Raw genomic sequence first — 23,774 nt, forward strand, 5'->3', positions numbered from 1 at the left:
CACTGACCTCCCCACTCACCAGGAAGGTGCACCACTCCATGAACAGACCTGGCAGGAGCACAACAAGAAGGATCCGCAAGGGGTGCGCCGCCCTGGCCACCGCGGGCCTCGTCGGCACCCTGGTCACCGGCCTCGCCGCCACCGGCGCGCAGGCCGCCGAAGCGGCCGCCGGCGCCACGCTGCCCTTCACCTCGGTGGAGGCGGAGAGCGCGGCCACGAACGGCACCAAGATCGGCCCCGACCACACCCAGGGGACGGTCGCCTCCGAGGCCTCGGGCCGGCAGGCCGTACGTCTCGCGGCGGGCCAGAGCGTGGAGTTCACGCTGCCCAAGGCGGCGAACGCCCTCAACGTCGCCTACAACGTCCCCGACGGCCAGTCGGGCTCCATGGCCGTGTACGTCAACGGACAGAAGATCTCCAAGACGCTGGCCGTCACGTCGAAGTACAGCTACGTCGACACCTCCTGGATCGCGGGCTCCAAGACCCACCACCTCTTCGACAACGCCCGGCTGCACCTCGGCCAGAACCTGCAGAGCGGCGACAAGGTGAAACTGGAGGCCACCTCCACCCAAGTCACCCTTGACGTAGCCGACTTCGAGCAGGTCGCGGCCGCCGCGGCCAAGCCCTCCGGCGCGCTCTCGGTCACCGACAAGGGCGCCGACCCCAGCGGCCAGGGAGACTCCACCCAGGCCTTCCGCGAGACCATCGCGGCGGCCAAGGGCGGCACGGTCTGGATACCGCCGGGCGAGTACAAGCTGACCCAGTCGCTCAACAACGTCGACAACGTCACGATCCGCGGCGCGGGCAACTGGCACTCGGTCGTGCGCAGCTCACGCTTCATCGACCAGTCCAGCGCACCCACCGGCAAGGTGGGCCTGCACGACTTCGCGGTGCTGGGCGAGGTCACCGAGCGCGTCGACAACAACCCGGACAACTTCGTCAACGGATCACTGGGCCCGAACTCCGCCGTATCGGGCATGTGGCTTCAGCACCTCAAGGTCGGCTTCTGGCTGACGGGCAACAACGACAACCTCGTCGTGGAGAAGAACCGCATCCTCGACATGACCGCCGACGGCCTCAACCTCAACGGCACGGCCAAGGGCGTCACCGTGCGCGACAACTTCCTGCGCAACACCGGTGACGACGCCCTGGCGATGTGGGCCCTGAACACCACCAACAGCGACTCGACCTTCGCCGGCAACACCATCTCGCAGCCCAACCTCGCCAACGGCATCGCCATCTACGGCGGCCGCGACATCACCGTCAAGGACAACCTGATCCTCGACACCAACGCCCTGGGCAGCGGCATCGCCATCTCCAACCAGAAGTTCCTCGACCCCTTCCACCCGCTGGCCGGCACCATCACCGTTTCCGGCAACACCCTCGTCCGCACCGGGGCGATGAACCCCAACTGGCAGCACCCGATGGGCGCACTGCGCGTGGACGCCTACGACAGCGCCATCGAGGCCACGGTGAACATCACCGACACGACCTTCACCGACAGCCCCTGGAGCGCGTTCGAGTTCGTCTCGGGCGGCGGCACCGGCAAGGCGGTGAAGAACGTCAGCGTCGACCGCGCGACCGTCGACAAGGTGGGCACGGTCGTCGTGCAGGCCGAGACACCGGGCGCGGTGCGGATGGCGAACGTCAAGGCCAGTGGGGTGGGCGCGGCCGGCATCTACAACTGCCCCTACCCGGCCGGGTCCGGCACCTTCACCCTCACCGACGGCGGCGGCAACTCCGGCTGGGCCGGCACCTGGGGCGACTGCTCGACCTGGCCCAAGCCCGGCGCGGGCAACCCCGACCCCGACCCGGGGCGCAACCTCGCCAAGGGCCGCCCTGCCACCGCGACCGGATCCGCCGACGTCTACACGCCGGCCAAGGCCGTCGACGGGGACGCGGCCACGTACTGGGAGTCCACCAACAACGCCTTCCCGCAGTCGATCACCGTGGACCTGGGCAAGGCCGAACCGGTGCGTCGGCCAGCGTGCTGAAGCTGCCGCCGCCCGCCGCCTGGCAGGCCAGGACCCAGACCCTGGCCGTCCAGGGAAGCACCGACGGCACCACCTTCAGCACGCTGGCCGACGCCAAGGGCTACCGCTTCGACCCGGCCGACGGCAACAAGGTGACCATCACGCTGCCCGCCTCCGCCCCCGGCGTCCGCCACCTGAGGCTGCGCGTCACGGCCAACACCGGCTGGCCCGCGGCCCAGTTCAGCGAAGTGGAGGCCTACTTGTCCTGACCTCCCGCTTCCCTTGCGCGCGTACGCGCCCCGCCCGCTCACGGCCGACGGCCCTGGGCGGGCGGGGCGTTCGGCGCTGTCTCGGCCAGGGGTGGCCAGAACCCAGTGGGTTGTTCGGATAAACCCCGCGCCGAACAAGATCACCGCTTCGAGTGCCGCCGGGGGGCTTATCGGGCGAGCGGGGCCGGGCGGCCGTTAAATGGTCGATGGATCGGGACGAAATCCTCGTGATCTCCCCCTGGTCCCGCTATTTCCGGTGGGTGCGCCTATGCCGGTAACGACCTCTGCGAAGGAGAGCTCGCCCGATGACCGTAGAGTCCAGCCCGGAAGCACGGCTGGAGCAGCCGCGGCAGTCCAGCCTGAGTACCGCGGCTGCCCGGAACCTCGCCCACACCACCAAATCCGCCCCGCAGATGCAGGAGATCACCTCCCGCTGGCTGCTGAAGATGCTGCCCTGGGTGGAGACCAAGGGCGGCGCCTACCGGGTGAACCGCCGTCTGAGCTACACCGTCGGAGACGGCCGCATCGAGTTCGTGCAGGACGGCGGCGACGTCCGGGTGATCCCCCGGGAACTGGGCGAACTGGCCCTGCTGCGCGGCTTCGACGACGTGGAGGTGCTGGGCGCGCTCGCCGACCGGTGCGTCCAGCGCGACTTCCGCGCCGGTGAGGTCCTCGCCGAGCGCGGCGCCCCCGCCGACGAACTCCACCTGATCGCCCACGGCAGGATCAGCCGGCACTCCGTGGGCAAGTACGGCGACGAGGTCGGCGTCGGCGTGCTCGCCGACGGCGACCGGTTCGGGGAGAACGCCCTGCTGGACACCGATGCCAGCTGGGACTCCACCGCGACCGCCGAGACCGCCGGCACCCTGCTCACCCTCTCCCGCGCCGACTTCTCCGCCGTGCTGTCCTCGGCGCCGAGCCTCCGGGCCCATCTCGACGCGTTCGCCCGGCTCCCGCGGCAGCGCCAGAACAAGCACGGCGAGGCCGAGATCGCCATGTCGGCCGGCCACACCGGCGAGGTGGCGCTGCCCGGCGCCTTCGTCGACTACGAACTCAAGCCGCGCGAGTACGAACTCTCCGCCGCGCAGACGATTCTGCGGGTCCACACCCGGGTCACCGACCTCTACAACGGGCCGATGAACCAGATGGAGGAGCAGCTCAGGCTCACCATCGAGGCGCTGCGGGAGCGTCAGGAGCACGAGCTGATCAACAACCGGGAGTTCGGCCTGCTCCACAACGCCGACTTCAAGCAGCGGATCCAGCCGCACTCGGGCCCGCCGACCCCGGACGACCTCGACGAGCTGCTCTGCCGCCGTCGCGGCACCAAGCTCTTCCTCGCCCACCCCAGGACCATCGCCGCGATCGGGCGCGAGTTCAACGCCCGCGGTATCTATCCCGACCACGTCGACCTCGGCGGGCAGCAGGCGCCGGCCTGGCGCGGGGTGCCGATCCTGCCCTGCAACAAGATCCCCATCAGCAAGGAACAGACCAGCTCGATCCTCGCCATGCGCATCGGCGAGGACAACCAAGGCGTCATCGGGCTGCATCAGACCGGTCTGCCGGACGAGTACGAGCCGGGCCTTTCGGTGCGCTTCATGGGCATCAGCGAGCAGGCCATCACCTCGTACCTGGTCAGCACCTACTACTCCGCCGCCATCTTGGTGCCCAACGCCCTGGGCGTGCTGGAGAACGTGCAGATCGCCCGCAGGCCCGCCTAAAGGATCCGGCGTACGGCCACGACAGCCCGGACCGCCCCCGGGCCGGGCCCCCATGCCCGGATCCGGGGGAGACCACCCCTCTCATCAAGGAGCCACGGATGCCCGAACCCGGGTCTTCCCCTCTCCGGCCGAGCCCGCCCGCCGCCGCGGCGGGCGTCGGGGCGCCGACCGCCCCCAGGCAAGCGAGCCCCGCCCTGGAACGCATCCTGCGCGGCCCCAGCGGTCTGGGCACGGCGGGCCTGCACCTGGGCCGCCGCGAGGAGCCGCAGGTGTCTCCTCCCGCCGATGCACCGGCGGAGGAGGCCCTGCACATCCCCGGCCTGTACTACCACCCCGTGGCCGAGCCCGATGCCGCACGGGTGGCGGAGGTCAGCCGCAGGATCAAGGACTGGGCGGTGGAGGAGGTCGAGCTGTTCCCCGACGAGTGGGAGGGGCAGTTCGACGGCTTCTCCGTCGGGCGGTACATGGTGGCCTGCCACCCGGACGCCCCGACCATCGAGCACCTGATGGTCGCCACCCGGCTCATGGTCGCCGAGAACGCGGTCGACGACTGCTACTGCGAGGACCACGGCGGCTCACCCATCGGCCTGGGAGGACGACTTCTTCTCGCGCACACCGCCCTCGACCCCCTGCACGTCACGACGGAGTACCAACCGCAGTGGGCCCGGTCGCTCCACGCGGACGCCCCGCGGCGCGCCTACCGCTCCGCCATGGAGTACTTCGTCGGTCAGGCCACCCCCTCCCAGGCCGACCGCTTCCGGCACGACATGGCGCGCCTGCACCTGGGGTATCTCGCGGAAGGGGCCTGGGCGCAGACGGACCACACCCCCGAGGTGTGGGAGTACCTGGCGATGCGGCAGTTCAACAACTTCCGCCCGTGCCCCGCCATCACCGACACCATCGGCGGCTATGAACTGCCGGCCGACCTGCACGCCCGCCCCGACGTGCAGCGGGTCCTGGCGCTGGCCGGGAACGCCAGCACCATCGTCAACGACCTGTACTCCTACACCAAGGAACTCGCCAGCCCCGGGCGGCACTTGAACCTGCCCGTGGTGCTCGCCGACCGCGAGGACCTCTCCGACCGGGAGGGCTACCTCAAGGCGGTCGAGGTCCACAACGACCTCATGCGCGACTTCGAGGCCGAAGCAGCGGCCGTGGCCCTGGCCTGCCCCGTGCCCAGCGTGCTGCGCTTCCTTCGGGGCGTGGCCGTATGGGTCGACGGCAACCACTACTGGCACCAGACCAACACCTACCGCTACAGCCTGCCCGATTTCTGGTAAGGACGGAATCATCTGTGACCAGCACTGAATTCACCACCGTCAGCGGTGCCTCCGCGTTCGTCCCCGCCCCGGCGACGCCCTACCAGGGCGACATCGCGCGCTACTGGAACAACGAGGCCAGGCCCGTGAATCTGCGCCTGGGCGACGTCGACGGGCTCTACCACCACCACTACGGCATCGGTGAGGTCGACCACGCGGCCCTGGGGGACGCGGGCGACAGCGAGCGCGAGAAGAAGCTGATCACCGAGCTGCACCGGCTGGAGTCGGCGCAGGCCGAGGTGCTCCTGGACAACCTCGGACCGCGTGGGCGCGAGGACACGCTCGTGGACGCGGGCTGCGGCCGGGGCGGTTCGATGGTGATGGCCCATCAGCGCTTCGGATGCACGGTCGAGGGCGTCACCCTGTCGGCCAAGCAGGCCGACTTCGCCAACCAGCGGGCCCAGGAACTGCGGGTGCAGGACCACGTGCGGGCCCGCGTGTGCAACATGCTCGACATGCCCTTCGAGACCGGGCAGGCCGCCGGCTCGTGGAACAACGAGTCGAGCATGTACGTCGACCTGCACGACCTCTTCGCGGAGCACGCGCGGATCCTGGAGGTCGGCGGCCGCTACGTGACCATCACCGGCTGCTGGAACCCGCGCTACGGCCAGCCCTCCAAGTGGGTCTCGCAGATCAACGCGCACTTCGAGTGCAACATCCACTCCCGGCGCGAATACCTCCGGGCCATGGCCGACAACCGGCTCGTGCCGCAGGCCGTCATCGACCTGACGCCCGACACCCTGCCCTACTGGGAGCTGCGGGCCACGTCGTCGCTGGTCACCGGAATCGAGGAGGCGTTCATCAACTCCTACCGCGACGGCTCCTTCCAGTACGTCCTGATCGCCGCCGACCGCGTCTGACCCCTCCACCGACGCAGGAACCGGACCCGCCACCCGGCGGGTCCGGCCCCACGGTCCTCGGCGATGTGACGGCCCCGGCGCACCAAGCGCGGGCTCAGTTCTGAGCTTTCTCCATGTCGTCGTGGTGGTGGCGCAGCCGGATGCTGACCGCTCCCGCGGTGAGCAGCCCGGTGCCCGTCGCGCTCAGCGGCACCGACACCACCAAGGCCGCCAGCGGCCCGGGCCAGTTCCGGTCGGAGGCGCATTGCAGTGCTTCGGAGTGCCGGTCGCCGGAGTCCTCGTAGTAGAGGTCCCTGGGGTCGGCGTTGACCGGTGCGGGGCAACTGACCTTGTTGTACGTCGAGTCGTACGAGGCGAACACCTGCCACGCGGCGTAGAGCCAGAGCAGCAGGGCGCAGGCCAGGAGCCCGAGTCCCCAGCTCTGCAGACGGCTCGCCCGTGCCCGGAAGTTCTGTTCGACCGCCAGTGGGTGCACGTGTGTCTCCTCGTGTGTGACCTTGTGTGGCCCGGGAGACTGTACTGGCGGCGGCGATCACGTGGCCCAGGGCGGAAAAAAGCCCCGGTCCCTCATGAGGGACCGGGGCTTGTCGCGAGCGCTGGGCAGGCCTTGCACCTGCATTTCCCCGCAGGAAGCGGGGCGTCTTTCCTTGGACGACCAACGCCGGGCGCGCTACCAGGAGTTCCTGGCCGCGTGCACATGATCGACTGTAGCGCATGGAGCGGGCCCGACGCACATCGCCGCTTGCGCCTCGGCGCGTGACGCGGCGTCTGGTCACTGCACCCCGTGCGGCCGGAACTGGATGCTGATGCGTCCGCCGGCGGCCCGGGCCGATTTGGGGATGGCGTGTTCCCAGGTGCGCTGACAGGAGCCGCCCATCACGATCAGATCGCCGTGCCCGAGCGGGCGCCGGACGACCGCGCCGCCGCGTCGTGGACGCAGCAGCAGGTCGCGGGGTGCTCCCACGGAGAGGATGGCGACCATCGTGTCCTCGCGGGCGCCCCGGCCGATGCGGTCGCCGTGCCAGGCCACGCTGTCGCGTCCGTCGCGGTAGTGGCACAGGCCCGCCGTCGTGAAGGCCTCGCCGAGCTCGGACGCGTAGTGCGCGGAGAGGGCCCGGCGGGCCTCGTCGAGCACGGCGTGGGGGAGTGGTTCACCGGCGCGGTAGAAGGCGAGCAGGCGCGGGACGTCCACGACCCGTTCGTACATCTGGCGGCGTTCGGCCTTCCACGGGACGTCCGTGGCCAGCCGTTCGAACAGGGTGTCGGCGCCGCTGAGCCAGCCCGGCAGGAGGTCGATCCACGCGCCGTCGCCGAGGGCCGTCCGGCGGATGTCGTCCAGACGGCCCAGGCGCACGTCCTCGCTCTGGTCGAAGAGCGATCCCTGGAGCTGAAGCGGCTGGTGCGTTGCCATACGGCGAGTGTACCGAATGATTCGAACGTACGAGCTAATTCATGTCCGGCCAGTGGCCGGCTCAGCGGGTGCGCCCTCCCGTGAGGAGGCGATAGACGACCAGGACGAGCACGGAGCCGATGACGGCGGCGATCCACGTCGACAGGTGGAAGAACCCGTTCATCGAATGCACGCCGAAGATCACCTTGCCCAGCCAGCCGCCGAGCAGCCCGCCCACGATGCCGATGAGCATCGTCACCAGGCAGCCTCCCGGGTCCTTGCCGGGGGTCAGGGCCTTGGCGATGGCGCCCGCGATGAGTCCGATCAGGATCCAGGCGATGATGCCCACGAGAGTGTTCCTTTCCTGGTGTGCGTGCCTTGCGTGGTCCTTCTTGCCCTCCGCGGGCACCGCACGCGGGACCAAGGTCATCAACCCTGGGCCAAAGGTCCCGCCGCCGCCAGCCGGGCCGGTGAACATCACCCGAATGCCGCCTCCGCGTCGCCAGGTCCGCACCAGGGGCGCCCAATGGATGTGAAGAGAGCGTTGCAGGCTCTCCATACCTTCAAGGCCGTGCGCGTGTCAGTCGGGGGCAGGCGAAGGATGAAGCCGCGAGGAGGACGCTGCCGTGCTAGTTGTCGCTCTTTTGCTCCTGCCGGCCATGGGACTTCTGATCATTGCCATGGACCGCATAGAGGACCGGATGAACGGTGAGACGTCGCCGAGAACCGATCGGCGCCTACGCCACCTCCGCCTTGTCCACGGGCAAGGCCACACAGGGCGCCACCGGGCGCCCGCCGCCGAGCGGCGCAGCGACGCCGCCTGAGCCGGCCCCACGTACGACAAGAGGGTGCCGGGCCCGCCTCTCGCGAGGCGGGCCCGGCACCCTCTTGTCGGTGTCCCCGGGGGAAGGGGCTAGCGCGCCGTCTTCTCGGCGAGCTTCTGGAATTCCCCCAGGTCGTAGTTGGCGAGCGTGGAATCGAGATTGGTGAGAGCCCCGAGGTGCTCGATGAAGCCCTTGGGGTCGTACTCGATCTGGAGGGTCACCCGGCTCGCCGTGTCGCTCAGGCGGTGAAAGGTCACCACCCCGGCGTGCTCCACGCCCTCGACGGTGCGCCAGGCGATCCGGTCCTCGGGCACCACTTCGGTGAGCTCGGCGACGAAGTTCTTCTCCGCGCCGGGCAGCTCGAGCTGCCATGCGAAGCGTCGCTCGTCCATCGGCTCGACCAGCCGCACGTGGCTGAGGAACGAGGGCCAGCGCGACACGTCGCTCCACAGCTGCCAGACGACGGAAACCGGCGCCTGGACGTCGACGGCCTCAAGCAGGGACGCGGACATACGGACCTCTTTCTGGACGGGACGGTGGCCGCGGGTTCTCCGGGCCGGTGAGACATGGCACCCCGGTACCCCTGGCGGGACGGCTTATGCGAGTACGTCGCCGTGCCGCGCGGGCGTCAGGCCTTCTGGGCGGACGCGGCGAGCTTCTTGAGGTCGACGGTGTCGCCGGGCGCGGGCGCCTCGGGGCTGACGGACTTGCCGTAGTCGCTGAAGGTGGCGGTGTTGGGGTCCTTGCCGCCCGTGGACGTCGAGCGCAGGATGTACGGCTTGCCCTCGGTGGCCACGTACAGCGTGAGGGTCTCGCCGCCGGAGGTCTTCTTCGTCAGCCGGACCGTCTCGGCACCGTCGACGGTCGCCGTGGACCCCTTCTTCATGCCCTTGCGTTCGGACTTGTCCTTGTCCATGGACGCCATGAGGGCGTTCTTGTCGCACAGGCTCTTCGTCGTGGTGTCGTCGGCGGGTGCCTTCACCCACTTGTCGGCCAGCTTCGGCACGATCTTGTCGCCGCCGGCCTGCCCCTTGAGGGCGTTCTGCCAGTACTTCTCGTCGCCCCGCAGGTAGAACGTCCCCTTGGTGTTCCGCACGTCCGCCGAGGTGCCGTCCGCCCGGATGGTGCCGTCACAGTTCTTGCTGTTGTCCACCGACAGGTCGACGGTCATCTTGGATCCCGCCGACTGCTGCACGGTGCCCTTCATGTGCATCGAGTCCGCCTGTTGTGTGGCCTCGACCGCGTCCGCCGCGATCTGGTCGGCGCTCTTGCCCGCGAACGGCTTGTCGTCTCCCGAGTCGTCGCCACCGCAGCCTGACAGGGCCACCAAGGCCGCCCCGGTCACCACGGCCGCCATCGTTCTGCTGCCCTTCACCACGACTGCTCCCTCCTTGAGGACGCCCCCGGCGCCCTTCGGTTGTCCGCGGCCCTCGGAGCCGCGGAACACCCGGATACCCCCATGTTCGGAAAGATCACCGGAAGGTCGATGTCCACTTTCTGCGGGACGCGACGGCCGCGCGCGCGGGGCCGGTGGCGCTTATGGTGACCGAGCGGCATACGGAGACATCCATGACGTCAGCCAAGAAGTCACGCATCGATCTGGAACAGCGCCTGTTCCTGACCGGCATGGGCAGTTTCGACTGGGACCTGGAGAGCGGCGAGCTCGGTCTCGACGCCGGCGCCCTGGTCGTGCTCGACCTGCGCCCCGAAGAGTTCCACGGCCGTGTCACCTCCCTGGAGGGGCGCGTGCCTCCCGAGGAGGCCGTACGCATCAGCTTCGCCGTCACGGAGGCGGACACCACCGGCACCGACGTCTACGGCGTCTACTTCCGGGTCCGCCACCGCGACGGTTCGCTGCACCTCGCCCACGCCCGCGGCCGCATCCTGCGCGACGACACGGGCCGGTCCGTACGCGCGGTCGGCATCGTGCGCACGGCCACCGACGACGGCTCGGAACTGGCGGCGACCGACCCGCGCGAGGAGCGCAGGCAGGGCGTCGCGCTGATGGTCCAGGGCACCACACAGGCCCTCTCCCGGGCCGTCACCGTCGACGACGTGGTGGCCGTCCTGTCCGGCGCCAGCGGCCTCGACCGGTTCGCCGCCGACGGCCTGGTCCTCGGCCTGGTCGAGGGGGAGAACCTGAAGCTGATCGCCCTGGTGGGCCAGACGATGCAGGCCCTCGACGAGCTCAAGCTGCACAAGGCCGAGGAGGCGCTGCCGCTGGCCGAAGCCGTCATGACCCGCCAGCCCCGCTTCGTGAGCTCGCTGCCCGACCTGGGGCTGCGCTTCACCCGTCTGGGCCCCTACATCAAGCACATGGAGCTGGACTCGGCGGCGTTCTTGCCGCTGGTCGCGCAGGACCGCGCCATCGGCGGCCTCGCGCTCTTCTACCGCGGCCGCAAGGACTTCACCGACGCCGACCGCAATCTGTGCATCGGCCTGTCCGGCATCGTCGCCCAGTCGCTCCAGCGCGCCATGCTCTTCGACGAGGAACGGGACCTGGCCAAGAGCCTCCAGGCCACGATGCTGCCGCGCGGGGTCCCCGAGGTCGCCGACTCCGAGGTCGCCGTGCGCTACCACGCGGCCTGGGGCGGCCGGGACGTGGGCGGCGACTTCTACGACGTCATCACCCTGCCCCGCGGGCGCATCGGCGTGGTCGTGGGGGACGTGCAGGGACACGACACGCACGCCGCCGCCATCATGGGGCAGCTGCGCATCGCGCTGCGGGCCTTCGCCGGGGAGGGGCATCCGCCCGCCACGGTGCTCTCGCGCGCCTCGCGCTTCCTGGCCGAGCTGGACACCGAGCGGTTCGCCACCTGCACCTACGCCCAGTTCGACCCCGCCACCGGCATCGTGCGTGCCGTACGGGCCGGGCATCTGCCGCCTCTCGTGCGGCACGTGGACGGCCGCGTGGGCGTGCCGAGGGTGCACGGCGGGCTGCCGCTGGGGCTGGCCACCGAGTTCGGCATGGAGGACTATCCCGAGGTCCGGCTCGACCTGGTGCCGGGGGAGACCATGGTGCTGTGCACGGACGGGCTCGTGGAGGACGCCGGGCTCGATCTCGACACCGGCATCCAGAATCTCGCCGAGGTGCTGTCCGCGGGCCCCGAGGGTGCCGAGGACCTGGCGGACCATCTCTCGCGCGCGCTGTGGGAGCGGTGGGGCAGCAGCGACGACGTGGCGCTCCTGGTCCTGCGCAGGCTCCCCGACCCCGGCACGCTCCACGAGCCGCGCATCCACCGCTACGTCCACCAGGCCGACCCCGAGGGCCTTGCCGACGCCCGTGCGGCCCTGCGCGAGCACCTTGCCGCCTGGGGCCTCGGATCGGTCGCCGACGACGTCGAGGTGGCCGCGGGCGAGCTCCTGGTCAACGCCCTGATCCACACCGACGGGGGCGCCATCCTCACCCTTGAGGTGCTCACCGGGCCGCCGCGCCGGGTCCGGCTCTGGGTGAAGGATCGTTCCAGCACTCGTCCCCGCAAGCGGTCCCCGGTGGAGACGGCCACCTCGGGGCGCGGCCTGCTCCTGGTGGAGGCGGTCGCCTCACGGTGGGGGATCGAGCCGCGGGGCGAGGGCAAGGCCGTCTGGTGCGACTTCGCCGTGCCGGAGGACTGAGGGGCCCCGCACCCATGCGGCCCCGCACCAACGCGTCGGCCGCCGCCCTCCTCGGGCGGCGGCCGACGCGTACGGAGCGGTCGGAGACGGTGTCTCAGGCCTTGTGCTGCATGCTGCTCCGGGCCGGGTTGGCCTGCTCGGCGGCCTTGGGGTCCTTCTCGTCGGCCTTGGCGCGCACGCCCTGCTCGATGCGCTGGCCGATGGACTTGTCGATGTTCGACCAGTACTCGAAGGCCCTTACGAGCACGGGCTCGGTCACGCCGTTGAGCAGGTGGCCCACGACGTTGTCCACGAGGCGGTCGCGTGCGGCGTCGTCGAGGACCTCGCGCACCATCGTGCCCGCCTGGCCCCAGTCGTCGTCCTCCGCGTGGTCGACGTAGGCGGCGCGGGTGATGTCGCCGTCCGCGTACCAGCTGGGCGGGGTGCCGTAGCGGCTCGTGTCGGCCGCCGGGCCGCCCTTGGAGTTCGGCGCGTACACCGGGTCCTCCGTCAGACGGAAGGCCATGGCCCCGTCCTTGGAGTACGTGTGCACGGGCACGACGGGGGCGTTGACCGGCAGCTGCTGGTAGTTGCCGCCGATGCGGTAGCGGTGGGAGTCGGCGTAGGAGAAGAGGCGGGCCAGCAGCATGCGGTCGGGGCTGGGGCCGATGCCGGGGACCAGGTTGTTGGGCTGGAAGGCGGCCTGCTCGATCTGGGCGTGGTTGTCCGTGGGGTTGCGGTCGAGGGTCATCTTGCCGACCTCGATCAGCGGGTAGTCGCCGTGCGGCCAGACCTTGGTGAGGTCGAACGGGTTGAAGCGGTAGGAGGCCGCTTCCTCGTACGGCATGACCTGCACGTACAGCGTCCAGCTCGGGTACTCGCCGTCCCGGATGTGCTCGAACAGATCCCGGGTGTGGTAATCCGTGTCGGCGGCGGCCATCTGGTCGGCCTCGTGCTGGGTGAAGGTCTCGATGCCCTGGTCGGTCTTGAAGTGGTACTTCACCCAGAACCGCTCGCCCTGCGCGTTGATCCACATGTAGGTGTGCGAGGTGTAGCCGTTCATGTGGCGCCAGGTGCGCGGGATGCCGCGGTCGCCCATCAGCCAGGTGACCTGGTGGGCGGACTCGGGCGAGAGGGTCCAGAAGTCCCACTGCATGTCGTGGTCGCGGAGGTTGTTGTCCGCCCTGCGTTTCTGCGACCGGATGAAGTGCTGGAACTTCATCGGGTCCTTCACGAAGAAGACCGGGGTGTTGTTCCCGACCATGTCGTAGTTGCCCTCGGACGTGTAGAACTTCAGCGCGAATCCGCGCGGGTCGCGCCAGGTGTCCGGGCTTCCGCGCTCACCGGCCACGGTGGAGAACCGGGCCACCAGGTCGGTCCGCGTGCCCGGCTGGAAGAGGGCGGCCTTGGTGTAGGCGCTGACGTCCTGGGTGACTTCGAAGTGGCCGAAGGCGCCGCTTCCCTTGGCGTGCGGCTGCCGCTCGGGGATCCGCTCCCGGTTGAACTGCGCCATCTGTTCGATCAGATAGGAGTCCTGCAGAAGGATCGGCCCGCCGGCGCCGACGGTGAGCGAGTGCTCATCGCTTTCGACCGGAGCACCGGCGTCGTTGGTGGTCGCCTTACCTGTGACGTCGCTCATGGCTTACGAGTGCCTTTCGGTGGTGATGTGCCCGGCGCCGCGACGGCGTGGCCGGCGGCTGCGGAGGGCTGTCAGTCGACGGGCTGTCTGGGGGTGCGGCGGTGCGTCGGCATGCAGTCCATCTTGCTGCTTTTCTACTCTTGTGGCCATTTGTCCACCTTTCATGCGTCCGGCGGCCGTGTGTCCGCCGCAGTCCCGGGCGCAAGCGGAGGGTGCTGCCCGGGTTCCCGGCTTCGCGCCGTCGATACGTGGCGAGGGCATCCGTTTTCCGCCGGGGCGCGGCGGGACGCCGACGCGGGCGCACGGCCGGCCGGCCCTCAGCGGCCGCCGGGGCTCGTGAGGTTCTCGCGGATCTTGGCGATGGCGAAGCCCCAGCCCTGCTGGACGGTCGGCTTGCCCGGCACGGCGATCTCCTCGGGGTTGGTGAGGACGTCCAGGAGAACCGGCCCGGGCGTGGCGAAGGCCCGGCCGACGCCCTCGGCGAGCTCCTCGGGACGGCTCACCCGGATACCGGTGATGCCGAGGGCCTCGGCGACCGCGGCGAAGTCGGGGTTGTCGAGATCGGTGCCGAACTCCGGCAGCCCCGCCTGCTCCTGCTCCAGCTTCACCATCCCGAGCCGCTGGTTGTCGAAGACGACGAGCTTCACCGGCAGCTGCCGGCTGCGGATGGTCATGAGGTCGCCGAGTAGCATGCCGAGCCCGCCGTCGCCGCAGAAGGCGACGACCTGCCGGTCGGGTGCCAGGAGCTGCGCGCCGATCGCCTGCGGCATCGCGTTGGCCATCGAGCCGAGGTTGTAGGAGCCGAGCAGCCGGCGGCTGCCGCGCATCTCGACGAAGCGCGAGAGCCATACGGTGGCCATGCCGGTGTCCGAGGTGAACACGGCGTCGTCGGCCGCCAGGGCGTCCACCGCCGAGGCCAGGGCTTCGGGACGGACGAGATGGTCGCGGTTGTCGAGGGCGGAGCGCACCTTGCCGATCAGCCCGTGGTCGTGGCCGGGCGCGGCGAGCCGCTGCTGCCCTTCCTGCCACTTGACGAACTTCTCCCGCGCCCCGTCCAGGTGATCGCGCTCCGCGCGCCGCTCCAGACGCTCCAGGAGGCCGCGCACGGTGGGGCCGACGTCGGCGGCCAGCGCCACGTCGACCGGGACACGTCGGCCGATGTGCTCGGCGACCCGGTCGACCTGGACGACCTTCTTGCCCTGCGGATACCAGTCCCGGTAGGGGAAGTCGGTGCCGAGCAGCAGCAGGGTGTCGGCGTGGTCCATCGCGTGCGCGGCGGCCGGGTTGCCGATCAGCCCCGTCTGGCCGACCTGATAGGGGTTGTCGCCCTCGAAGCCCTCCTTCGCCTTGAGCGTGAGGACCATGGGGGCGGCCAGCCGCTCCGCGAGGGCCAGGACGTCCTCGCGGGCGCCGCGCGCTCCGCGGCCCACTAGCATGGTGACTTTGCCGCCGCCGGCGAGCGTGGCGGCCGCTTCGTCGAGGACCGGGTCGTCGGGCCGGTTGGCGGACTCCACCACGGACAGCCGGGCGGGCCGGTCCTCCGGCAGCTCCTTGTCGCCGACGTCGCCGGGGACCGTCAGGACGGCCACACCGCGGCGTCCGATCGCGTTGCGTACAGCGATCTCCAGGAGGCCCGGCATCTGCTCGGGGGAGGTGACGGTGGCGCGGAAGACGGCGACGTCACGGAAGAGGAGGTCGTTGTCGACCTCCTGGAAGTAGTCGGTGCCGACCTCCGCCAGCGGCACCTGGCCGGCGATGGCGAGCACCGGGGTGCCGCTCTTGGCTGCGTCGTACAGGCCGTTGAGCAGGTGGACCGACCCCGGTCCCACGGTGCCCATGCAGACCCCGAGGGTGTCGGTGAGCTGTGACTGGGCGCCGGCGGCGAAAGCGGCCGCCTCCTCGTGGCGGCAGCCCACCCACTCGACGGACTCGCTGTTGCGGATGGCGTCGGTGAAGGGGTTCAGGGCGTCCCCCACCACGCCGAAGACATGACGCACTCCGAGTTCTTCCAGGGCGTCGATCGTCACGCGGGCAACGGTGCGGCTCATCAGGTGGTCCTCTCGAAACGACTGCCGTGGTGGGCGGCAGGTGGATGGGGTCGTGGCGCGGGCGGCCGTCAGACGGCGAAGGTGTCCGGATCCGCCGCCCGCCAGTCGGCGGCCCAGCTCGCGGGCGGCTGGGCGAGCAGCTCGCCGGGCGACAGCCACTCGTACAGCTGGGCGTAGGAGCGGTACTCGCCGTGGTCCTCGCGGCGCCGCAGGAGATGCGGGCCCAGCTGTGCGGTGTCGCTGACACCCATCGCGGCCATGATCTGCAGGGCGCTCTGGACGGTGGCCTGCTGGTAGCGCGTGACGCGGGCGGACTTGTCGGCGACGTCGAGGGCGCGGGCGCGGTGCGGGTCCTGGGTGGTGACGCCGGTGGGGCAGCGGTTGGTGTGGCAGCGCTGGGCCTGGATGCAGCCGACGGCGAACATCATCGCGCGGGCCGCGTTGGTGTAGTCGGCGCCCAGGATGAGGCGCTTGACGATGTCGCTGCCCGTCGCCACCTTGCCGCTCGCGCCGATACGGATCCGCTCCCGCAGGCCCGTGCCGGTCAGTGCGCTGTGCACGGTGAACAGGCCTTCGCTCAGCGGCATGCCGAGGTGGTCGGCGAATTCCAGGGGCGCCGCTCCCGTGCCGCCCTCCGCGCCGTCCACGACGATGAAGTCGGGGGTGATGCCCTCCTCGGCCATGGCCTTGCACACGGCGAGGAACTGGGTCCGGGAGCCGGGGCACAGCTTGAAGCCCACCGGCTTGCCCTGTGTCAGCTCCCGCATCCGGGCGAGGAACGTGACGAGTTCGCGCGGGGTGGAGAAGACGCGGTGGTACGGCGGTGACACCACGGTCTCGCCTTCGGGCACGCCCCGCACCGAGGCGATCTCGGCGTTGACCTTGCTGCCGGGCAGGACCCCGCCGATCCCCGGCTTCGCGCCCTGCGACAGCTTGAGCGACACGCAGCGTACGGAGGGGTGTGCGGCCTTCTCGGCGAACTGCCTGGCGTCGAACTCCCCGTCACGGGTGCGGCAGCCGAAGTAGCCGGTGCCGATCTCCCAGACGAGGTCGCCGCCGGGCCGCAGGTGATGGGTGGACAGACCGCCCTCGCCGGTGTCGTGCGCGAACCCGCCGCGTGCCGCTCCCGTGTTCAGCGCCACGACGGCGTTGGAGGACAGCGAGCCGAAGCTCATCGCGGAGACGTTGAGGAGCGCCATGTCGTAGGGCTCGGTGCAGTCGGGGCCGCCGATCCGGACGCGGGGCGGATCGGCGGGCACGGCCACCGGGGCCATGGAGGGCACGAGGAACTCATGACCGCGCGCGTCCATGTCGCGTTCGCTGCCGAAGGGTTCCTCGGCGTCGACTCCCTTGGCCCGCTCGTAGACGATGCTGCGGGTGTCGCGGTCGTAGGGCCTGCCGTCGTAGTTGCGCTCCACGAAGTACTGCTGGAGTTCCGGGCGCAGGGTCTCCATGAGGAAGCGCAGGTGGCCGAGCACGGGGTAGTTCCGCAGCACGGAGTGGTGGCGCTGCGCCAGGTCGTGGGCGCCGGTCAGGGCCAGGGTCAGGAAGGGGGCGGCGGCCAACCACCACCAGGGAGAGGCAAGAAGGGCGAGCAGCACGCCGCCCGCGGCGCAGGCCATGAGCAGGCCCACTGTTGCGAAACGCGTCATGCCTCCCGTGTGACCTGATTTCAGCCGGGCACACGTTTTCTTGATCAAGGCTTGGCCGGACGCGGCCGGCCGGTACGCCGTCGTGCCCCGCCGCGCCGCTAGGCCAGAAACGCCGCCGTGGCCGCCACGAACCGCTCGGCGTCGTCGAGCCAGGGGTAGTGTCCCGCGCCCGGCTGCACGACCAAGGACGCGTCGCGGAACAGCGCCGCGTATTCGGCCACCGCCCGCGGCGGGCTGTTCAGGTCGAACTCTCCGGTGAGCAGCAGCACCGGCGCCTCACAGCGCGCGAGTCCCGCACGCGTGGCGTCGGCGTCGAAGGCGCCCTCCGCCGCGAATCCCGTGACGGCGTCCATGTTGTCCGGTCGGCTCGCGGCGGCATGGTGCCGCGCGGCGGCGTCCCACCGGCCGTAGAAGAAGGGGTCGATGGCCTCCCGGTCCGTGCCGGTGCCCTCGGTGATCGCCTCCAGGGCGGCGAACGCGGAGGGGAACCACGGCTCGTCGCGGCGTGCCGTCGCGAGCTCGCGTCGCATCGCGCCCGGGACGGGGATCCCGACGGCTCGGGTGCCGGGGCCGATCAGGGCGAGCTTGCCGAGGTTCCCGGGATGGCGGGCCGCGTACTGAGCGGCGATGTTCGCGCCGCCGGAGTGGCCGAGCAGGGCCGGCCGCCGGAGTCCGAGGTGCTCGCGCAGGGCTTCGACGTCGTCGACGAGACGGTCGCACCGGTAGGAGGAGGGGTCCTCGGGGACGGCGGACCTGCCGGTGCCGCGGGTGTCCAGGACGATCAGCTGCCGGTGCGCGGACAGGCCGCCCAGGTCGGCGAGGTAGCGCGAGTCGGTGGGGCCGCCGGGGATGCAGATCAGGGGGGCGTGGTCTTCGTGGGCTTCGCCGTGGACGTGGTAGGCGAGCCGGGTGCCGTCAGGGGCGGAGTAGGTGGGCATGGGAGGGATCCTGGCAGCGATAACCCGGTTATACAACCCAGTGATACAACGCGGTTATGACGTGCGAGCTGCCGGACTGTATAACCGAGGCATGGCAGGCGAAGAGGGCAGGCACGCGGGATCCGGGGCGCTGACCGAGGGGCAGGCCGAGCGGATGCTCGCCGGCATGAACGACGTCATCCGTGCGGGTGAGGAGGCGCGCAAGCTGCGCGCCGAGGTGATCAAACTGCTCGTCGGCCTCGGCTGGACGCAGGAGAGGATCGCCGAGCTCGCCGACATGAGTCAGCCCGCGGTGTCCAAGCAGGTGACGAAGTACCGGGGGGAGAGCGACCGGCTGCCGCCCCTGCGGCTCCACCTCGGCCAGACCGACCTGCCCTGGCTCGAAGGGCGCCTGTGGGGGCTGGCCGAGGCGGTCTCCGAGGCGCTGGACGGCGACGCCCGCTGCACGCGCCACGTGGAGGCGGTCGACCGGGGGAGGAAGCGGTTCACGCCCCAGAGCGTCGACGAACTGCGGCGCCTTGTGGAGGAGGACCTGAGGCGGCGTCAGGCGGAACTGCCGGGCGGCTGCCGGAAGGCGTACGACGAGATCAGCCGCAGCCTGGACGTCCCCGCGAGGTCCGGTGCCGACGCCGCCAGCGGCGCCGACGCCGGTCCGCCCTCCGTGCGCCGGGCCGTGGCCCGAGAGATCCAGCGAGACCACCTGGAGGGCCGGTGCTAGCTCCTCCGGGCAGCTGAATTGACCCTCGATTCTTCCCCTCAATTGCACTCTACGGAGGGTCTTTCGGCTTCATAGAGTGGTGTTCACGACGAGGCGAGAGCCAGCCGCGGACCCGGAACAGGCCGGGCGCGGATCCGGAGGGGACACCACCATGACCAGCGAGAACGCCGACTTCACCGCCCACCTCACCCGCGCGTCGGAGGCCGAGACCAGCGCCGACCCGAGCAGCGTCATGACCCTGCTGGCCGACACGGACGGACCGGGCGGCGGCTTCACCAGCTACCGCTCCACGTTCACCGAGGGAGCGGTCGGCGCTCCCGCGCACTTCCACACCAAGGCCACGGAGCTCTTCTTCGTGATCAGCGGCTCCCTCCAGGTCCTGGTGGGCGAGGAGATCACGGTCCTGAACGCGGGTGACTTCCTCGCGGTGCCTCCGCACACCCCGCACGCCTTCGCCGCCGCTCCCGGCTGCACGGCGGACGTCCTGTTCACCTTCACTCCTGGCATGGCCCGCTTCGACTACCTGCGCCTCCTTGGCAGCGTGATGCGCGGCGAAGCCGACCCGAAGAAGATCGCGGAGTCGTCGGCCCGCTACGACAACCACTACGTGGACAGCCCCACTTGGCGCGAGGCGCTCGCCGCCTCGTGACGGCGCACCCGGCCTCCCGCGGGAAAAGGGCTTCGCCGGGAAAGCCCTGGCCGGGCATGATTCCCCCGTGCATGAGGACGGCCGACCCCGCAGTGCCACGCCTGGCCGCGAGCACGGGCGCCACACGCTGACGGACACGGAACACGGCCGGGCCTGGGGCGTGTGTGCCGCAGTCGACGGACTCTTCGGGATGCCATCACGCGGGACGTACGAACTGTTCGGCTGGACTCCGGAAAGTGCCGCGGGGTGGGGCCGGGTCGGCGGCCGTGTGTGGTTGGTGCCCGAAGAGCAGGGTTGCGATCCCTGGCTGCTGGAGGACGCGGAGAGCGTGGTCCGGCCCGGCTGGCCGGACAGCATCGTGCTGACCGGCGTGGACGACTGCGAAGGTCCACCAGAGGGGTACCGAGGGCCGGTTCGGGTGCATGACGGTTCGCGATGGCTGGGTTCCTGCACGGAGTTCGCCCGCGTCCTGCCGCCCCAACTGCCGGTGCCCCCGCTGGTCCTGCGGGGCCTCGCCCCTGGCGACCAGTTGCGGGCCGCGTTGGAAAAGGGCACCCGCCGCGCGCTGGATCTGGCCGAGGTCGCCCTGGAAGTACACGACGACCAGGGCGAGTTGCTCAGCCGGCGGCTGTGGTGGACCGAGGTCAGGGCTTGGCGCCCCTCCGCCGACAGGCAGGAAGGCGGTCGCCGCTGCGAGGGGGCGACGGGCCTGATCGACCTGGAACTCGACGCGGAGGGCTTCGAGCCTGTCCCCGACTACGCCCGGCCCCTCTGGGAGCGGTGGTTCACCGGGCCACCGGATGCTGTGGGCGCATGGGGCGCGCTCGACACCCGGTGCCGCGGCGCATGGTTGGACCTGGTCCGGGAGCGAGGTTGCCGGCGCCCCCGCCGCGACCGACCTGCCGGTCGTCCGTACGAGCTGGACGGCGGGCTCATCACCGACGAAGCGGGCCTCTATCTGGCCCTCGGAGAAGCGGTGAACGGACCGGGCGGCTACTTCGGGGGCTGCCTGGCCGCCCTCGACGACTGCCTGGCCGGCGGCTTTGGTTACAGCGCCCCAGGAGTGCTGCTGTGGAAGAACGCGGAGACCGCGCGTGAGCACCTGTCCCGACTCCTGACACCGGACGGCCGACCGCGTGACCTGTTCACCACGGCCCTCGACACCCTGGCCAAAGGCGGCCTGCGGGTCACCCTGGCCTGATCCGCGGGTGTGGGCGCGGGATACTGAGGGCGTGCTGATCATGGATGCGATCCTGGAGACCCACGGGGCGGAGGACTTCGTTCTCTGGGGCGTCGCCGAGCCCTCCGAAGAGCGCCTCCTACGCCTGTCCGGCGACCTGTCGGAGCGTCAGGTCGGCACGGCCATGGCGGTCTTGGCCGAATACGGCAAGGGGCCTCGTGTGCCCGGCGAGAATGATGCCCGAGACGGCATGGAGCTGGTGCGCCGGCTGGTGGCGGCCGAGTGTGTCGTCGCGCCCGGCGGGTTGCGTGTGCGGGACACCGCAACCGGGGTGACCGTGCTGCCCGGTTGCTGCTTCGGGCTGGAGAACTGGCGGGACTGGATCGAGTTGCTGGACGGCGGCGAGCCGTGGTTCGGGCATGACCCCGAGCCGTACGCCGAGCACTTGGGGGCGGTCATCCGGATGTGGCCCGACGCGGCTCACCCGGAGGCAACCCCCGTCGACATCCCGCGCGCGGAGTTGCGCAGGCTCCTCGGCTCCGTCCAAGACGATCTCGTCGCGTTCCTGGACTCCGTTCAAGGGTGGGCTTCTTGTCGCTTTGCGTGCCTCGCCCCCGCCCTGATCGCACGGCTCGACGAGGGGTTCGCCGTGACCGTGCCGCTGGGTGATTCGCCGTAGAGGTCGAAAGCGGGTGCGAGTACCGCGGGTAACGCCTGGGTCCCTCTCCGGTCTCGAATGCAAGTCACTCGAACTTCTTGTTTCCCCCGAGTCGGCTGTGCCAAGGTGAGCTTCCTCGCGCCGAGGCAGTGATCAGGATCGCCTTTCTCGATCGGGATTCGTGCCGCCGACCCAAAAGGTCGTCAGTCGGCCCCGTCCGGACGGTCCCACGGTTTTGGCGATGCATTTTCCGGACTCGGTGAGCCATAGGTACGCACCAATCAGGCGTCCCATTTCGGTGGGCGCGATTTCCATGTGCCGTCGTTCGGCTTGGAAGGAAAAAGATCTGTGCAATCCCCGCACCCCCCACGCCCGACCCACCCTCCTCAACCCGGTGTGAACTCCGAGGAATCCGACCCGAGTCTCGCCGCCCGGCTGAGGGCCCGGACGGAGGGTGAGCCCGACCGCCCCGTCGCGCTCCTGCTCGCGCGGCACTGGCAGGCGGCCTACGACTACTCGGCCATCTGCCTCGCGGCGCGGTCGAGTTCGGCCTCGATGGTCGCCACGGCCTCCTTCCACCAGGTGCTCCAGCATCTGGCGGGCGGCGAACCGGGCGGAGCCCTGCGGCCGTATCTCCTGGTGACCGTCCGGGAGAAGGTCAGGGAGTGGACCGTCGACGAGCGCATATCCGGCCTCATGCCGGAACTGCGCAAACCCACGGGTGGGCGCGGCATGCGCGCGGCGACCTCCATGACACCCGAAAAGCGACGCCTCTCCGCGCGCTCCTTCTGGGCGCTTCCCGTAGGAGCCCAGTGCCTGTTGTGGCACACCGCGGTCGAAGCCGAGCACATATCCATACCCGCCGGTTTGTCGGGCTTGAGTACCGACGTCGCGGCCGGCGCCCTGGAGCAGGCGCGTGAACAATTCCGGGCGGGCATCGTCAGCGGACACCGGGAACTCGCACCGACCAAGGAATGCCCTCTCTACACCCGAATCCTCGACGTCACCATTCGCCGGGGCGGCGCCTTACTCCCCGACGTCCGCCACCACCTGTCGGAGTGTCGCCACTGCCGTGACGTCACCGACCAACTGGGTCGAGTCGAGAGCGACTTGGGGGCCCTTCTCGCCGAAGCCGTACTCGGCTGGGGCGCCCGCCGCTACCTGGAGTCGCGGCCCGGGCGCGCGGGCACCCCGAGGCGCGGCGCAGGCGTCCCCGGGCTCGGCGGCCGGCACTCGGGCGGCGGCGGACGCCATCGTCCGGCGTCACGCGTCCGTGAGTCGGGCGGTCCGCTCGCGGCGGCGCGCAACCACTCCAGGGCGCTGCGCACCAACTCCCGAGCGCTGCGCACCGGCGCGGCCCTGGGGTCCGCGGCCCTGCTCGCGACCGTGCTCGTCATGGCGCTCTCGTCGGGCGACGACAGCGGCGACGAGGCGGTGCCACCGCCCGGGACGACCGGCATGCCCGGGAGCCACGACACCCCTCCGCCCGCGGGCACCGGGGAGCCGTCCGCCGGCTCCCCCACTCCCACCTCCGCCGACTACCCCGACGGGCCCGGCCAGGGCCGACTCCGCAACACGGCGGCGGACCTGTGCCTGGACGTCCGCGGCAAAGCGAAGCCCGGTGCCGAGGCGAAACTGGCCGCATGCTCGGCCGCGGTCCGCCAGCAGTGGTCGTACGACGAGAACGGCCTGCTCAGCAACGTGGCTCGTCCCGAACTCTGCCTCGACTCCCACCGGGCCGACGGAGTGGTCGTCCTGGGTGCGTGTGCCCCGCCTTCGGCCCCGCGCGCGGACGAGGTGCGCTACGACCTGACCGTACTGGGGGAGTTGCTGCCCCGCTGGCACGAACGGCTGGCGGTCGCGCCCGTCTCCGCGCGCAAGGGGGCGGACGTGGTGGTCAAGGGCCGCGACGGGTCCGCGGAGCAGCGGTGGACGCTCGACGGCTCGGCGTCTCCCACGGTCCCGCCCGCCTCGACGTCCGAACCCAAATCCCGGTCGATCAAAGGCAAGGCCGAGCCCTCCGGTGACCCGTCCCGGAAGGGGGAGACGGCCGCGGCCCGGCGAGATGGCCGGGCCTGCGCCGACTCGACGTGCGAGCCGTCCTCGCCCCGCGCGCAGCGGCCGGGAGCGACGGGGGCCACGGGGGATGGGGAGAGGGGCGAGGGTGCGGCGAAGGGGGAAGGGCGGCAGCCCTCCACGGACTCGCCCCGGCGCGGGGAGGACGCGGAGCGGTATGCCGAAGCCGCGGCTGTGATCGCCGACAGCCACCCGCAGGAGCAGGAGCAGGAGCAGGAGCAGGACTAGGAGCAGGAGCGGGCGCATCAGCAGTAGCGGGAGTTCTGGAC

18 protein-coding genes and 1 pseudogene are annotated in these 23,774 nt (G+C 70.7%); 10 read left to right on the forward strand and 9 right to left on the reverse strand.

Annotated elements, in window-relative coordinates:
• Positions 1-38: 38 nt before the first annotated feature.
• The 4 genes and pseudogenes from QBL25_RS38385 to QBL25_RS38400 all read left to right on the forward strand — a co-directional run bounded on the left by QBL25_RS38385 (position 39) and on the right by QBL25_RS38400 (position 6,139).
• Positions 39-2,242 (forward strand): annotated as a pseudogene (locus QBL25_RS38385) (discoidin domain-containing protein).
• A gap of 305 nt (positions 2,243-2,547) precedes the next feature.
• Complete coding sequence (locus QBL25_RS38390) at positions 2,548-3,960, forward strand: family 2B encapsulin nanocompartment shell protein (protein ID WP_409061571.1); 1,413 nt, start codon at positions 2,548-2,550, stop codon at positions 3,958-3,960.
• Positions 3,961-4,043: 83 nt separating this feature from the next.
• Positions 4,044-5,240 (forward strand): family 2 encapsulin nanocompartment cargo protein terpene cyclase, encoded by a 1,197-nt coding sequence (locus QBL25_RS38395; RefSeq protein ID WP_409062930.1) that lies wholly within the window; start codon positions 4,044-4,046, stop codon positions 5,238-5,240.
• 14 nt (positions 5,241-5,254) lie between these two features.
• Positions 5,255-6,139, forward strand: a complete 885-nt coding sequence (locus QBL25_RS38400; protein ID WP_409061572.1) for a geranyl diphosphate 2-C-methyltransferase — start codon at positions 5,255-5,257, stop codon at positions 6,137-6,139.
• Between the two features lie 94 nt (positions 6,140-6,233).
• Here QBL25_RS38400 and QBL25_RS38405 read toward each other — a convergent pair whose 3' ends face one another.
• The 5 genes from QBL25_RS38405 to QBL25_RS38425 all read right to left on the reverse strand — a co-directional run bounded on the left by QBL25_RS38405 (position 6,234) and on the right by QBL25_RS38425 (position 9,728).
• Positions 6,234-6,614: a hypothetical protein gene (locus QBL25_RS38405; RefSeq protein ID WP_409061573.1), complete on the reverse strand. Its 381-nt coding sequence runs from the start codon at positions 6,612-6,614 to the stop codon at positions 6,234-6,236.
• 297 nt (positions 6,615-6,911) lie between these two features.
• The gene (locus QBL25_RS38410) at positions 6,912-7,550 is read right to left on the reverse strand and encodes an alpha-ketoglutarate-dependent dioxygenase AlkB (RefSeq protein ID WP_409061574.1); all 639 of its coding nucleotides are present in this window, start codon (positions 7,548-7,550) and stop codon (positions 6,912-6,914) included.
• 61 nt (positions 7,551-7,611) lie between these two features.
• The gene (locus tag QBL25_RS38415) at positions 7,612-7,878 is read right to left on the reverse strand and encodes a GlsB/YeaQ/YmgE family stress response membrane protein (RefSeq protein ID WP_409061575.1); all 267 of its coding nucleotides are present in this window, start codon (positions 7,876-7,878) and stop codon (positions 7,612-7,614) included.
• Between the two features lie 564 nt (positions 7,879-8,442).
• Positions 8,443-8,865 carry an SRPBCC family protein gene (locus QBL25_RS38420; RefSeq protein ID WP_409061576.1) on the reverse strand — a complete coding sequence of 141 codons (423 nt, stop codon included), beginning with the start codon at positions 8,863-8,865 and terminating at the stop codon, positions 8,443-8,445.
• Between the two features lie 116 nt (positions 8,866-8,981).
• Complete coding sequence (locus QBL25_RS38425) at positions 8,982-9,728, reverse strand: hypothetical protein (protein WP_409061577.1); 747 nt, start codon at positions 9,726-9,728, stop codon at positions 8,982-8,984.
• Between the two features lie 194 nt (positions 9,729-9,922).
• Here QBL25_RS38425 and QBL25_RS38430 point away from each other — a divergent pair, with 194 nt between their 5' ends.
• Positions 9,923-11,968 carry a SpoIIE family protein phosphatase gene (locus tag QBL25_RS38430; protein WP_409061578.1) on the forward strand — a complete coding sequence of 682 codons (2,046 nt, stop codon included), beginning with the start codon at positions 9,923-9,925 and terminating at the stop codon, positions 11,966-11,968.
• A gap of 94 nt (positions 11,969-12,062) precedes the next feature.
• Here QBL25_RS38430 and QBL25_RS38435 read toward each other — a convergent pair whose 3' ends face one another.
• From QBL25_RS38435 to QBL25_RS38450, 4 genes are all read right to left on the reverse strand, one after another.
• Positions 12,063-13,586 (reverse strand): catalase, encoded by a 1,524-nt coding sequence (locus QBL25_RS38435; RefSeq protein ID WP_409061579.1) that lies wholly within the window; start codon positions 13,584-13,586, stop codon positions 12,063-12,065.
• A 317-nt stretch (positions 13,587-13,903) separates the two neighbouring features.
• Complete coding sequence (locus tag QBL25_RS38440) at positions 13,904-15,634, reverse strand: thiamine pyrophosphate-dependent enzyme (protein ID WP_409061580.1); 1,731 nt, start codon at positions 15,632-15,634, stop codon at positions 13,904-13,906.
• Between the two features lie 68 nt (positions 15,635-15,702).
• Positions 15,703-17,286, reverse strand: a complete 1,584-nt coding sequence (locus QBL25_RS38445; protein WP_409061581.1) for an FMN-binding glutamate synthase family protein — start codon at positions 17,284-17,286, stop codon at positions 15,703-15,705.
• Between the two features lie 98 nt (positions 17,287-17,384).
• Positions 17,385-18,224 carry an alpha/beta fold hydrolase gene (locus tag QBL25_RS38450; protein ID WP_409061582.1) on the reverse strand — a complete coding sequence of 280 codons (840 nt, stop codon included), beginning with the start codon at positions 18,222-18,224 and terminating at the stop codon, positions 17,385-17,387.
• 91 nt (positions 18,225-18,315) lie between these two features.
• On the opposite strand from QBL25_RS38450, the gene QBL25_RS38455 reads away from it, so the two are divergent.
• The 5 genes from QBL25_RS38455 (at position 18,316) to QBL25_RS38475 (ending at position 23,733) form a co-directional block, all read left to right on the forward strand.
• Positions 18,316-18,942: a sigma-70 family RNA polymerase sigma factor gene (locus tag QBL25_RS38455; protein WP_409061583.1), complete on the forward strand. Its 627-nt coding sequence runs from the start codon at positions 18,316-18,318 to the stop codon at positions 18,940-18,942.
• A gap of 151 nt (positions 18,943-19,093) precedes the next feature.
• Positions 19,094-19,591 (forward strand): cupin domain-containing protein, encoded by a 498-nt coding sequence (locus QBL25_RS38460; protein ID WP_409061584.1) that lies wholly within the window; start codon positions 19,094-19,096, stop codon positions 19,589-19,591.
• Between the two features lie 190 nt (positions 19,592-19,781).
• Positions 19,782-20,792 carry a barstar family protein gene (locus QBL25_RS38465; RefSeq protein ID WP_409061585.1) on the forward strand — a complete coding sequence of 337 codons (1,011 nt, stop codon included), beginning with the start codon at positions 19,782-19,784 and terminating at the stop codon, positions 20,790-20,792.
• A 31-nt stretch (positions 20,793-20,823) separates the two neighbouring features.
• Positions 20,824-21,450: a hypothetical protein gene (locus tag QBL25_RS38470; RefSeq protein ID WP_409061586.1), complete on the forward strand. Its 627-nt coding sequence runs from the start codon at positions 20,824-20,826 to the stop codon at positions 21,448-21,450.
• A 375-nt stretch (positions 21,451-21,825) separates the two neighbouring features.
• Positions 21,826-23,733, forward strand: a complete 1,908-nt coding sequence (locus tag QBL25_RS38475) for an RICIN domain-containing protein (RefSeq protein ID WP_409061587.1) — start codon at positions 21,826-21,828, stop codon at positions 23,731-23,733.
• Positions 23,734-23,774 lie beyond the last annotated feature (41 nt).

Origin of the sequence: Streptomyces sp. SYP-A7185 (genome assembly GCF_046103685.1) — a bacterium.
Taxonomy (GTDB): Bacteria; Actinomycetota; Actinomycetes; order Streptomycetales; family Streptomycetaceae; genus Streptomyces.

Coding starts and splice junctions, on each gene's coding strand:
- QBL25_RS38390 (WP_409061571.1), top strand. CDS start 2,548: ATGACCGTAGAGTCCAGCCCGGAAGCACGGCTGGAGCAGCCGCGGCAG.
- QBL25_RS38410 (WP_409061574.1), bottom strand. CDS start 7,550: ATGGCAACGCACCAGCCGCTTCAGCTCCAGGGATCGCTCTTCGACCAG.
- QBL25_RS38420 (WP_409061576.1), bottom strand. CDS start 8,865: ATGTCCGCGTCCCTGCTTGAGGCCGTCGACGTCCAGGCGCCGGTTTCC.
- QBL25_RS38430 (WP_409061578.1), top strand. CDS start 9,923: ATGACGTCAGCCAAGAAGTCACGCATCGATCTGGAACAGCGCCTGTTC.
- QBL25_RS38435 (WP_409061579.1), bottom strand. CDS start 13,586: ATGAGCGACGTCACAGGTAAGGCGACCACCAACGACGCCGGTGCTCCG.
- QBL25_RS38440 (WP_409061580.1), bottom strand. CDS start 15,634: ATGAGCCGCACCGTTGCCCGCGTGACGATCGACGCCCTGGAAGAACTC.
- QBL25_RS38445 (WP_409061581.1), bottom strand. CDS start 17,286: ATGACGCGTTTCGCAACAGTGGGCCTGCTCATGGCCTGCGCCGCGGGC.
- QBL25_RS38450 (WP_409061582.1), bottom strand. CDS start 18,224: ATGCCCACCTACTCCGCCCCTGACGGCACCCGGCTCGCCTACCACGTC.
- QBL25_RS38455 (WP_409061583.1), top strand. CDS start 18,316: ATGGCAGGCGAAGAGGGCAGGCACGCGGGATCCGGGGCGCTGACCGAG.
- QBL25_RS38460 (WP_409061584.1), top strand. CDS start 19,094: ATGACCAGCGAGAACGCCGACTTCACCGCCCACCTCACCCGCGCGTCG.
- QBL25_RS38465 (WP_409061585.1), top strand. CDS start 19,782: ATGCCATCACGCGGGACGTACGAACTGTTCGGCTGGACTCCGGAAAGT.